Source organism: Thalassotalea coralli, assembly GCF_055786205.1.
The window spans coordinates 128650-140551 of the sequence record NZ_JBVVBK010000008.1 but is presented as its reverse complement, the minus strand read 5'-3'; the positions used below and the strand labels follow the sequence as shown (position 1 = coordinate 140551).

Sequence of the window (11902 nt, the reverse complement as noted above, 5' to 3'; positions counted from 1 at the left end):
AAATATAAGATTTTTACCAAGCTAGGAGCAAGGCGTGATAACTAAAATGGCAATAGTAACGCGAGTATTCATGGCGAGTGCTTTATGTTTAGTCAGTGTAAATGCATTTTCAAGTAACTTAACAGCACAAGAGAAAAAACTTATCTCGCAAGTGAAGAATGACATGCCGCAAGCGATTAAGTTACTAGAAGAAACGGTAAATATTAACAGCGATACCATGAACTTTTCAGGGGTAAAAAAAGTATCAGATATTTATCAGCAAGCGTTTGATGCCATCGGTTTTGAAACAGAGTGGCAAGATGGCAAAGCGTTTAATCGTGCAGGACACTTTGTCGCACAATATCAAGCGAAAAATCCAAACAGTATTAACGTGTTACTAATAGGCCACCTTGATACCGTGTTTTCAACAGAAGATAGCTTTCAACGCTATCAACCCATAAGTGAAACGAAAGTAAAGGGCCCAGGTGTCGTTGATATGAAAGGTGGCAACGCTATCGTTTTTACTGCGCTAAAAGCCATGAAAGCACAAAGCATGTTAGATGATATTAACGTAAGAGTGGTGTTCACAGGTGATGAGGAGCGAAGTGGTAGGCCATTGTCTTTATCGAAAAAGGCTTTAATTGATGGTGCCAAGTGGGCTGATGTCGCCTTAGGATTTGAAGCGGGTGATGGCAATATAGATACGGTAATGGTTGCTCGCAGAAGTTATATAGGTTGGACGTTAAAAGTTAATGCTAAATCGGCACACTCTTCGCAAATCTTTCGGGAGGAAATTGGTTATGGTGCGATATATGAATTGTCGCGCATTCTCGATCAATTTCGTCAACAGTTGAGCCAAGAAGAGCTACTCACTATCAACCCTGGCTTAATCGCAGGCGGCACTCGGATAGAACATGATGACTTTAATGCCACGGCGTCTGCTTATGGTAAAGCCAATGTTATTGCTAAGGAATTGGTGGTTGCTGGCGATATCCGCACGATCAGCCCTGAGCAATATGAAAAAGCAAAAACGGTAATGGAAAATATTGTCAGCAACAATTTGCCGCATACCCAGGCAAAAATAGTGTTTACCGATGGCTACCCTCCTATGGCACCAACAGCTGGAAATAAGCAACTTGCCGCTTTATATAACCAAGCAAGCCAAGATCTAGGCTATGGTAAAGTGGTTGGCGCCAACCCCCGCAAAGCTGGCGCTGCAGATATTTCCTTTGCAGCTAGTTATGTTGATATGGCGCTTGATGGTTTGGGGATGATGGGAACAGGTGGTCATACTCAAGATGAAACGGCTGATATGACATCGTTTTATAAAAACACAGAAAAAGCGGCTTTATTGCTTTATCGATTATCTCAAAATAAAAAAGTAACTCATTAAAAAAAGTTTAACCCCTTTTTATCTTTTAACGCGTTTAAACAGGTAAGTCAGTTGATTCTGACTGTGTGATCACACCTTGTTTCAATCGTGAAGAAAGGGGTTAATATGAAAAAATATCTTGGACCAATGGTTATAGCCGGCGGAATTACTGTTGGCTTGTTTGGTGTTATGGCGTCACTTGTTGCCAGTGATAAATACATAGAACCAATAATACTTGATGATGTGCCGATAGACTTAGTGTCAATTCCAGAGCCGAGTAAAATTAATAAAAAAATACGGGTAATGCCAGAGCCGCCCAAAATGCCGGAAGCACCTGAAATGCCAACTGAAATAGTTGAAACTACCGGTGAAGTCGGTCCGATGGGAGTGTCTGATTTCACTATTGATATTGGCAGTGCCAATGTAGGGGTTCCAACGATGGCGCCTAAAGCAGACAGTGATGCCACGCCAGTGTTTAGAGTTGACCCTAAATATCCGGTAGAAGCTGCAAATTCCGGTATATCAGGTTGGGTTAAACTAGCGTTTGACATTAATAAGCTAGGAGGAGTAGAGAACATTAAGGTGCTTGAAGCGGAACCAAAGCGCATTTTCAATCGAGCGGCGAGGCAGGCATTAAAACGTTGGAAGTATCGTCCTAAAGTAGTGGATGGGCAGCCCAAAATTCAACAGGGATTATCGGTATTATTAGAGTTTAATTTAGCGCAGTAAATTCTGGCAGCGGTTAAAGTGAAAAAATCGTTAAGGCGAAATTACGGTTTTTTTACTTAATACAAAGGCTTTAAAGGTAGTAATGTAAAAGCTAAGATCCCACGAAAACGTGGATTTAACTCGTCACACATTTTAAGCAAATAAGCGAGATAGGAATAAGATTGATTTTACCTTCTAAAATAAAAGGTTGGTTAACGGGATATATATCACCAGAGCAGGCTTTGGCTGACTTTCTTAAGTCGGGAAATCAAGACAAGCTCAGATATGTAATTGACCATTATAATCAATCAGTTCTTCACTATTTGTTGAGCTTTACCAACAAAGATCTTGCCGAAGACGTGTTACAAAATACTTGGTTAAAGGTCTTTCAAAGCTACAACAAAAAACAGCCTAAAAAACCGGTGAAACATGTTAAGGCTTGGTTGTTCACAATTGCACGAAATAGCTTAATTGACGAATTAAGAAAAGATAGACAATGGCAGGATTTAGCAGAAGAGAACATTGCTGCTCAACAGCCATCGCTATTAGAAAATCTTAGCCAAAAAGCTAGGTTAGAAAAGTTTAACGATATTCTTGAAAGGTTGCCGTTTGTGCAGCGTGAGGCTTTTATTTTTCGCCAAGAAGGTTTTTCATTGCAAGAGATTAGCGAATTAACAGGTAGTGAAATTGAAACGGTTAAAAGTCGATTACGATACGCGAAGAAGCAATTTAAAGCGGCACTAGGAGACCAAGAGTGAACCAAGACAAGTTTGACCAAGAGTTGTCTCAGCTTTATCAGCAACGCAAAGCAGAAGTGATAGCACCTGCGATAAAGCTGGAACAACCACAGAAAAAGACACGACCTTGGTCTAACCGATTGACTATTTTGTCCATCGCTGGTACATCGTCATTTGCGGTAATGGCATTGATAGCCAACTTGGTTCCCAAGCAAGCTACTATGGTAGAGGTTAAACAGCCTCTGCATGTGGAAGTTACGATTGCCGATACTGAATTAAAAGAAGTGTCAGATGGCGAGATAAAACTACCTAGCAGGGAGTCGTTACCTAAATATGAAAAACCTGAACATCCTGCCAAAGTCGCTGTAGAAAAATGGCAACCAGAGAAGCCTTTTATTCCGACTGAAAAACATGAATTATCGCTAGAGCAGGAGCATTTAGTCGTGACTGTTCCTGAGCCACAATTAGCGCCAAGTTTTAAAGTTATGCCGGACACGCGTAAATTGGCTGGCGAGGTAGGTGAAATTACCTTGAGCTACCAGATAAGTGCCAAAGGCGAAGTCATCAATATTGAAATAGAAGCATCAAACTTATCTCGTCAAGGACAACGAGTGGTAAAACGTGCATTTAAAAAGTGGCGTTTTGATCAAGCGGCTAATTCTGACCAAAGGCGCACGATTAAATTTAACTTTACCGCTCCTGAGAACAATGGCAGTTAGTGTTGTTTAAAAATAGCGGCGCTTAACTATAAGCGCCGCTGGCATAATGCAGTTCATAACTGTGGCTATATATTTCGAGAATATTGCCGAAAGGATCTTCCATGTAAATCATGCGATATGGCTTTTCTCCTGGGTAATAATAACGCGGTGCCTTCATGCGTTTTTTACCTCCCGCAGCTACAATTTTTTCAGCGAGCTCTTCTACGTTAGGGTCTTGCACACAAAAGTGAAATACGCCGGTTTTCCAGTATTCAAAGTTATTGTCAGGGTTGGTCTGGTTTTCAAATTGAAACAACTCGACGCCAATACGATCGCCTGTTGATAAGTGAGCGATACGAAATGAATTCCACCCAGCACCGAATACGTCTGTGCACATTTCGCCGATGGGGGAATCGTCCTCTTCGATAAGGGTTGGTTCCATAATTAAATACCAACCCAACACTTGCGTGTAAAACTTTACTGCTGCGTCTAGATCAGGTACTGAAATACCAATATGAGAAAACGTTCGTGGGTAAGGGGTCTGTGCCATAACTGTCTCCGAGAAATTTTTATACAAATGAATTCGGCTTACAACATGTCGATAAGCATAGTCGATAGTTTGATGTTTGAACGAATATGCGAGGGAGCAATACGGTGTATTTGATGGAAACGATCTATCTTTTCTCGTTCTAAGTAATCAGCCTTTAGATTTGATATGGAATTCAGTGCGTTGACAGTAAATAGTTGCGTTTATTTACAGCCTGTATATACTGACAGGTGAACTGTCCATTTATACAGGGAAATGCGTGTGACCGAATTAAAACCCTTAACAAATCGTCAAGAGCAGATATACGATCTGATCAAAGAAAAAATCTCTGCCACAGGTATGCCACCTACACGTGCAGAAATTGCTGACTTTTTTGGCTTTAAATCTGCAAATGCAGCTGAAGAGCATCTAAAAGCTTTAGCAAAAAAAGGCTACATTGAAATGTTGCCTGGCACGTCACGAGGCATTCGCCTAGTAGAAGAAACGCTTGAAGAAGAAGGTTTACCATTAATTGGCCGAGTTGCAGCTGGTGAGCCAATTTTGGCCGAGCAGCATGTCGAAGATCGTTATCAAATTGATGGCAATTTGTTTCATCCTGCCGCAGACTATTTACTGAAAGTAAATGGCGAGAGTATGAAAGACATTGGCATTTTAGACGGGGATTTATTAGCCGTTCATCAAACGACTGATGTACAAAATGGGCAGGTGATAGTCGCACGTGTTGAAGACGATGTTACGGTGAAGCGGTTCAAAAAAGAAGGCAATGTCGTATATCTTCATGCAGAAAACGAATCCTTTTCGCCAATAAAAGTAGATTTAACCAGTCAACACTTCAATGTTGAAGGAATTGCCGTTGGGGTGATCAGATCTGCTGATTGGATGTAAACCTCGCCAGAGTTTGTTAGTTAACGGTTGCACGATACTGAACTGAATTTGTACTGATAGTCAGTTTACTAGCAAACTCTTTATTTCTATATTTTGATCGCGTTTTAAGGACAAATCGTCGATTTACCCATCATTTCTTTTGTAATCTTACCTTAATATTTAAAATTGGTTGAAATTTGTACAATTTGTGCGCAATTAAACCAGTTTTCGTACTAACTTTTTTTAGAGTAAAAGCTTAAAAAATAAACAGGCCTCTATCCCTTTGTTTTTCTTACTTGGCCAATGTTAGAGCTTATACTCGGTTGTTAATACAGACATTTTTACTATACTGAAAAAAAATAATAATTTGACCCAGATCAATATTTAAGTAATTCTAGAACAGAAAGTGAACAATTCTAATAATAAGGCGAGCTTTCGTTTGTTTAAAATTTCGCCAAAATAAAATAAAAGTAAAACAACAAAAAATAAAAACAAAAACTAATGCAAAAAGGGCTAAGTAATACTGTGTTGCAGGGTTTTTGGTCTGTTAAGGGTAGAGGAGATGTCGAGTGAAGAGACGTAACCTAGGTTGGCTCTTGTTGGGGATGTTGCTTCCCAGTATGGCTTGGGCTCAAAGTCAGTTAAACCTTACAAGAGGTGTAACTGAAATAAGTAACGAAGTGTATGGATTACACATGTTCGTACTTTATATCTGTACCGCTATTGGTATTGTGGTATTTGGTGCGATGTTCTGGTCGATGTTTTTTCATCGTAAATCAAAGGGAGTTACTCCTGCAAAGTTTCATGAGAGTCTAAAAATAGAAATTCTCTGGACTGTTATTCCCATCGTGATTTTAGTGGCAATGGCTTGGCCTGCAACCAAAACGCTGATCGCCATGGAAAATAATGATGATTCCGAACTCACGATTCAAATTACGGGTTCTCAATGGAAGTGGCATTATAAATATTTTGGCGAAGATATAGATTTCTACTCTGTATTGACTACGCCGAAAGAACAGTTCGATAACAGAGATGGTAGTACCGCGCCAAAAGGTGAAAACTACCTGCTCGAAGTTGATAAACACCTCGTTATACCCGCCAACAAAAAAGTACGTTTCTTAATTACTTCCGACGATGTTATTCACTCATGGTGGGTACCAGCATTTGCTGTTAAGCAAGACGCAAACCCTGGCTTTATCAATGAAGCATGGGCGAATGTACCTAAACCTGGCATCTATCGAGGCCAATGTGCTGAGCTTTGTGGTAAAGACCACGGTTACATGCCAGTCGTTGTTGAAGTTAAAGAAGAAGCTGATTACCAAGCGTGGATTCAAGAACAGTATCGATTAAAAGAAGAGGCGGCTGCTGCCGAAGCAGCATCACTTAATGCGTCTGCTTCGATGGACGAATTGATGCAACTTGGTGAACAAACCTACATGGCACATTGTGCGGCTTGTCACCAACCAAACGGGCAAGGCTTACCACCAGCATTCCCTGCATTAAAAGGTAGTCCAATTGCTATTGGTGATGTTACGGCACACATCGATATCGTATATAACGGTAAAGCTGGAACAGGTATGCAAGGCTACGGCAAGCAATTAAGCCTGAAAGAAATCGCTGCAGTTGTGACATATGAGCGAAATGCATGGGGCAATAATACAGGTGATGCTGTACAAGCCTCAGATGTAAAGGCCGCGATGGGCGGTGCTGCTGCAAGCACCAGTGACCAAGTAAAAGCCGTTGGTGAAAAGGTTGCTGAAGTTGTTCAGGAAACCATTAAAGCTGAACCTGAAGATTTATCGAAAACCTATACGATGGCAGAGATGATGGCTAAAGGTGAGGCGGTATACAACAAAGTGTGTGTTGCATGTCATCAACCTACCGGTGCGGGAATGCCACCAGCGTTTCCTTCGCTAATTAATAGTCCATTAATCAAAGGTGACGTCTCTGCTCATATTGATATGGTGGTAAATGGCAGTAAGAAAAACCCTGCCATGGCTGCTTTTGGTAGCCAGTTATCTAAAACAGATATCGCAGCGGTTGTTACTTACGAGCGTAATGCTTGGGGCAACAATACCGGTGATCTTGTTCAACCAGCCGACGTAGAAGCGGCGAGTGCTAAGTAGGGAGGAAGAGTAATGTCGACTGAAGCTATTCACGACTCACATGAGCACGATCATCATGATCATAAAATGACTGGCATTAAACGCTGGTTATACACTACAAACCATAAAGATATAGGTACTATGTATTTATGGTTCTCATTCATCATGCTACTGATTGGTGGCGCCTTGGCTATGTTAATTCGTGCAGAATTATTCCAGCCAGGGTTACAATTGATGGAACCAGACTTCTTCAACCAGTTAACAACAGTACACGGTTTAATCATGGTATTTGGTGCCATAATGCCGGCTTTCACTGGTTTTGCTAACTGGATGATTCCAATGATGGTAGGTGCTCCTGATATGGCGCTACCTAGAATGAATAACTGGAGCTTCTGGATACTGCCATTTGCTTTTGCCATTTTATTGTCTTCATTCTTTATGGAATCAGGTGCACCTAACTTCGGTTGGACCTTCTATGCACCACTGTCTAGTACTTACTCAAATGGTAGTACGGCATTCTTTGTTTTCGCCGTTCATATTATGGGTGTGTCATCCATTATGGGGGCGATCAACGTTATCGTAACCATTATGAACATGCGTGCACCTGGCATGACTTATATGAAGATGCCTCTTTTCGTGTGGACGTTTTTCATCACAGCGTATCTACTGATTGCGGTAATGCCGGTATTAGCAGGTGTCGTTACTATGCTGCTTACCGATACATATTTTGGTACCAGTTTCTTTGATGCCGCAGGTGGCGGTGACCCAGTATTGTTCCAGCACATTTTCTGGTTCTTTGGACACCCTGAAGTTTACATTATGATTCTTCCTGCATTCGGTATCGTATCGACAATTATTCCAGCGTTTGCCCGTAAACCATTATTTGGTTATGCGTCTATGGTTTATGCAACAGCTTCAATCGCTTTTTTATCGTTTATTGTATGGGCTCACCATATGTTTACGACAGGGATGCCGCTGTTTGGTGAACTCTTCTTTATGTATTGCACCATGTTAATTGCTGTACCTACTGGCGTTAAGGTCTTCAACTGGGTCGCTACCATGTGGAAAGGGGCGATGACTTTTGAGATCCCAATGTTGTTCTCTATTGCCTTTGTTATCTTATTTACTATTGGTGGCTTCTCTGGCTTGATGCTGGCGTTAACCCCTGTGGATTTCCAGTACCACGATACTTATTTTGTGGTTGCTCATTTCCACTATGTATTGGTAACAGGTTCGTTATTCTCTATCTACGCAGGCGCTTACTATTGGTTACCTAAGTGGACAGGACACATGGTTAACGAAAGGTGGGGTAAAGCACATTTTTGGTGTTCACTCATTTCAGTAAATGTCTTGTTCTTCCCTATGCACTTCTTAGGTTTAGCGGGCATGCCTCGTCGTATTCCTGACTACGCATTGCAATTTGCTGACTTTAACAAATGGGTCAGTATCGGTGGCTTCGCCTTTGGCCTATCGCAACTTATTTTCTTAGTTGTAGTGATAAAGTGTATCCGTGGTGGTGAGAAAGCAGAAGCTAAACCATGGGAAGGCGCCGAAGGTTTAGAATGGACTGTGCCTAGCCCAGCGCCATATCACACCTTTGAAAAACCACCAAAGATCGATTGAGAAATCTAGGCGAGAAGGGCTATTTAAATACACCTTCTCGCACTCTATCAAGATGATCTTAAGGTAAGAATGAAAGAGGAATAACAATGACAGCGACACCAGAACAAAATGTTCAACAAACCGTTAAAAAGCTAGTGCTTGTGGTATTTGCGATGTTTGGCTTTGGTTTCGCGTTGGTGCCTCTTTACGATGTGTTTTGTGATATTACCGGATTAAATGGAAAAACTGCTGATACTGCTGCAGAAATTAACCAAGATGGCGTAGATACATCTCGCATGGTAACAGTGCAGTTTATTAGCCGTATGGCACAAGGTATCCCTTGGCAGTTTGAACCTATGATAAACGAAATTAAAGTGCATCCCGGTGAGATGAAACTCGTTAAATTTTACGCGAAAAATGAATCGTTAAAAGACATTATTGGTCAAGCTGTGCCATCAGTTTCTCCAGGTCAGGCGGCGATTTATTTTCAAAAAATAGAGTGTTTTTGTTTTAACCAACAACCGTTAAAAGCCCAAGAAGATGTTGAAATGGCATTGCAGTTTTATGTCGATGCAGAGTTACCCGCAGATATTTCAACAATAACGCTGTCGTACACCTTGTATGACATAACGGCGAAGGTTGAATCGTAAGCAATATTGCTTCGAACACAGGGGAAAGTTATGACAAACAAAGAATATGAAACTTACTATGTGCCGGCGCAAAGCCATTGGCCCATAGTTGGCGCAGTAGCGCTGTTTTTAATTGCTATCGGTGCTGGTAGCTACGTATCAACACTAAAATCAGGCGAATCTGGTATCGGTGGCTATGTATTATTGGCTGGTATCGCCATGGTTATTTACATGGTTTATGGCTGGTTTAGCAACGTAATTAACGAATCGATGGCAGGCAAGTACAGCCATCAAATGGATACCTCGTTTCGTCAAGGAATGAGTTGGTTTATCTTTTCTGAAGTGATGTTCTTCGCCGCGTTTTTCGGTGCTTTATTCTACGCTCGTACCTACTCAGTACCTTGGTTGGGTGGCGATGGAAATAATGCCATGACGTGGGAAGTATTATGGCCGGAATTTGTTGCCGAATGGCCATTGATTAAAACACCTGACGGAACAACGACTACCGCGATGGGGTGGTATGGGTTACCTTTGATAAATACCATTTTGCTATTAACTTCATCTGTTACAGCGCATTTTGCGCATGTTGCTTTAGAGAAAGACAACCGTAAGAGCTTAAAAATTTGGTTAGGGTTAACCATTTTACTAGGTGTTGTATTCTTATATCTACAAGGTGTTGAGTACTCACATGGCTATTCAGAAGAAATGCAGCTTTACTTAACCAGTGGCATTTATGGCAACACTTTCTATATGTTAACTGGGTTTCACGGTTTACATGTAACCTTAGGTACCATCATGCTTATCGTCATGTTCATTCGTATTATGAAGGGACATTTTACGCCAGATAACCACTTTGCTTTTCAGGCAACTAGCTGGTACTGGCACTTTGTTGATGTGGTTTGGGTACTACTGTTTTTCTTTGTTTATATTTTATAGGCAAATTGGTTGTAAAAAAGACACTCATACCGAGTGTCTTTTTTGTTTTTAAGGCGTTAGATGTTTCTTTCGCCGATATGCCTTTTGTTTCATTGGTTTTTAGTGAGATATAGCATTAATAAGGTCGTGGATTTGGTGTGATGATGCCAGTGGCTAGACAAACCAGCAGTATCATGACAATCAAGAAAGAAGTTAGTACGCGTCGACCAATATACTTACTCATTTTAGGTTTGTCTTTGTCCGGTTTAGTCATGATGAATAATGCTCTAAACAAGTTATAAATCATAAAAATAATTAAGCCTAAAATGATTAGTTTAATGACCACGGTAACCTCACTGTTTATTATCGTTGTTAATTTATTAGCTGAACTTGATAGCGGAAAGTAGGATGTCTTTGCTCACCGATTATTGTCGTCAACTCAATGTAGTACTCGTACTTGTTACTTTGCTTGTCTTTTCTGGATTAATCAAGCTAGGTCTATGGCAACACAATCGCGCCATTGAAAAAGAGTTGCGTTTAGAGCGTATTGCTTCCCTTCAACAACAAGGGCATTTAAGCAGCAATACGGTCGCTCGATTAATCAATAGCAACGAAGATGTTAATGATCTACCTGTGGCTCTTTCTGGGCATTTTGACGGTGAGCGGGTGTTTCTGCTCGATAACCAAGTGAATCAAGGTAAGCAAGGCTACCGGGTTCTACAGACATTCCAATCGGATTTAGGCTTAATATTGGTGAATCTCGGCTGGATCCAAGCGCCGAAACTACGAAGTGAACTGCCTGATTTTCAAGCGGTGACAGGTTTCCACCAAATAGAGGCGAATATTCGTATTATTGAGCAGGGTATTGTTTTACAAACACAAAATTATGACTCTGTTAGTTGGCCGCTCAGGGTTCAACAAATAGAGTTGGATAAATTTTCGCAGATAATTGGACAAAAATTGTTGCCCTTTGTTCTCTACTTAGATACAAAAGAAGACATAGGATTTGTAAAACAATGGCAACCTATCGTGATGCCACCACAAAAGCATCGTGGTTATTCAGTGCAATGGTTTTCGCTGGCAGCAGCTTGGCTATTACTCATGTTTAGCGCCAGTGTTCGCGCATTTCGAATTAATAAACAGAATAATAACAATAAGGTGTAGTATGTCTGACGCAGTAAATTCAAGGAATAAGCGTAATCTACTCTTGCTACTGGCAGTATTTGTATTGCCCATAGTGTTAGCAAAGTTAGCCTTACAGTTTGATTGGTTTGATAAAGGGGTAACCAATAAAGGTCAGCTAATTTCAGGCGAGCAAACCGTAGCTGAATTAGGCATAGATAGCTCTCAGTTTCCTGAGCAATGGTTGCTCATCTATCGTGTACCGGAAAATTGCGCAGAGGCTTGTCAAAACAGCCTGCTCACCGTTAACAATGCCTATCAGCTCCTAGGTAAAGAAATTCCGCGCGTTACACCTATCGCATTAACTTCTCCAAATCAGCCTCAATCTGAACAACTAAAGCACCAAAAATGGCAAGTATTATCTGAACCTTTGGATAAACATACGACTATGACTCAAGGGACGCTTATTGTTGCCGATCCTCTAGGTAACCAAGTATTACTGCACAAAGTACCTTTGGAGCAAGAAGCGCTATCACTTTTTGGTAAATCGCTGATTGCTGATATGAAAAAGCTGCTCAAGTATTCGAAGGTAGGATAAGGCGATGCAAGACAAAAAAATAATAA

Annotated in this window: 13 protein-coding genes; 11 read left to right on the top strand and 2 right to left on the bottom strand. The window is 41.0% G+C overall.

Going from position 1 to position 11902, the window contains the following annotated elements:
- Positions 1 to 46: 46 nt before the first annotated feature.
- The 4 genes from ACOB80_RS18825 to ACOB80_RS18810 all read left to right on the top strand — a co-directional run bounded on the left by ACOB80_RS18825 (position 47) and on the right by ACOB80_RS18810 (position 3515).
- Positions 47 to 1372, top strand: coding sequence for a M20/M25/M40 family metallo-hydrolase (locus ACOB80_RS18825; RefSeq protein ID WP_473167415.1), 1326 nt, complete (start codon positions 47 to 49; stop codon positions 1370 to 1372).
- A 105-nt stretch (positions 1373 to 1477) separates the two neighbouring features.
- Positions 1478 to 2080 carry an energy transducer TonB gene (locus ACOB80_RS18820; protein ID WP_473167414.1) on the top strand — a complete coding sequence of 201 codons (603 nt, stop codon included), beginning with the start codon at positions 1478 to 1480 and terminating at the stop codon, positions 2078 to 2080.
- Positions 2081 to 2241: 161 nt separating this feature from the next.
- Positions 2242 to 2817: an RNA polymerase sigma factor gene (locus ACOB80_RS18815; protein WP_473167413.1), complete on the top strand. Its 576-nt coding sequence runs from the start codon at positions 2242 to 2244 to the stop codon at positions 2815 to 2817.
- Positions 2814 to 3515 carry an energy transducer TonB family protein gene (locus ACOB80_RS18810; RefSeq protein WP_473167412.1) on the top strand — a complete coding sequence of 234 codons (702 nt, stop codon included), beginning with the start codon at positions 2814 to 2816 and terminating at the stop codon, positions 3513 to 3515. The genes ACOB80_RS18815 and ACOB80_RS18810 overlap by 4 nt, the downstream gene beginning before the upstream one ends.
- Before the next feature lie 22 nt (positions 3516 to 3537).
- Here the strand turns inward: ACOB80_RS18810 and ACOB80_RS18805 are convergent, their stop codons facing one another.
- Positions 3538 to 4044: a lactoylglutathione lyase family protein gene (locus ACOB80_RS18805; protein WP_473167411.1), complete on the bottom strand. Its 507-nt coding sequence runs from the start codon at positions 4042 to 4044 to the stop codon at positions 3538 to 3540.
- A gap of 258 nt (positions 4045 to 4302) precedes the next feature.
- Here ACOB80_RS18805 and lexA point away from each other — a divergent pair, with 258 nt between their 5' ends.
- The 5 genes from lexA (at position 4303) to ACOB80_RS18780 (ending at position 10177) form a co-directional block, all read left to right on the top strand.
- Entirely contained in the window at positions 4303 to 4926 is a 624-nt protein-coding gene (gene lexA, locus ACOB80_RS18800; protein WP_473167410.1) for a transcriptional repressor LexA, read from the top strand.
- Positions 4927 to 5510: 584 nt separating this feature from the next.
- Entirely contained in the window at positions 5511 to 7031 is a 1521-nt protein-coding gene (gene coxB, locus ACOB80_RS18795; RefSeq protein WP_473167471.1) for a cytochrome c oxidase subunit II, read from the top strand.
- 12 nt (positions 7032 to 7043) lie between these two features.
- Positions 7044 to 8633 (top strand): cytochrome c oxidase subunit I, encoded by a 1590-nt coding sequence (ctaD, locus tag ACOB80_RS18790; RefSeq protein WP_473167409.1) that lies wholly within the window; start codon positions 7044 to 7046, stop codon positions 8631 to 8633.
- 86 nt (positions 8634 to 8719) lie between these two features.
- The gene (locus ACOB80_RS18785; RefSeq protein ID WP_473167408.1) at positions 8720 to 9262 is read left to right on the top strand and encodes a cytochrome c oxidase assembly protein; all 543 of its coding nucleotides are present in this window, start codon (positions 8720 to 8722) and stop codon (positions 9260 to 9262) included.
- A 30-nt stretch (positions 9263 to 9292) separates the two neighbouring features.
- Complete coding sequence (locus ACOB80_RS18780; RefSeq protein WP_473167407.1) at positions 9293 to 10177, top strand: cytochrome c oxidase subunit 3; 885 nt, start codon at positions 9293 to 9295, stop codon at positions 10175 to 10177.
- Positions 10178 to 10292: 115 nt separating this feature from the next.
- On the opposite strand, the gene ACOB80_RS18775 is transcribed toward ACOB80_RS18780, so the two are convergent.
- The gene (locus tag ACOB80_RS18775; protein ID WP_473167406.1) at positions 10293 to 10502 is read right to left on the bottom strand and encodes a DUF2909 domain-containing protein; all 210 of its coding nucleotides are present in this window, start codon (positions 10500 to 10502) and stop codon (positions 10293 to 10295) included.
- 62 nt (positions 10503 to 10564) lie between these two features.
- Here ACOB80_RS18775 and ACOB80_RS18770 point away from each other — a divergent pair, with 62 nt between their 5' ends.
- Together ACOB80_RS18770 and ACOB80_RS18765 are read left to right on the top strand one after the other, a co-directional pair.
- On the top strand, positions 10565 to 11320 hold the full coding sequence (locus ACOB80_RS18770) for an SURF1 family protein (protein WP_473167405.1): 756 nt from the start codon (positions 10565 to 10567) through the stop codon (positions 11318 to 11320).
- A gap of 1 nt (position 11321) precedes the next feature.
- The gene (locus ACOB80_RS18765) at positions 11322 to 11876 is read left to right on the top strand and encodes a redox-active disulfide-containing membrane protein (RefSeq protein ID WP_473167404.1); all 555 of its coding nucleotides are present in this window, start codon (positions 11322 to 11324) and stop codon (positions 11874 to 11876) included.
- Positions 11877 to 11902 lie beyond the last annotated feature (26 nt).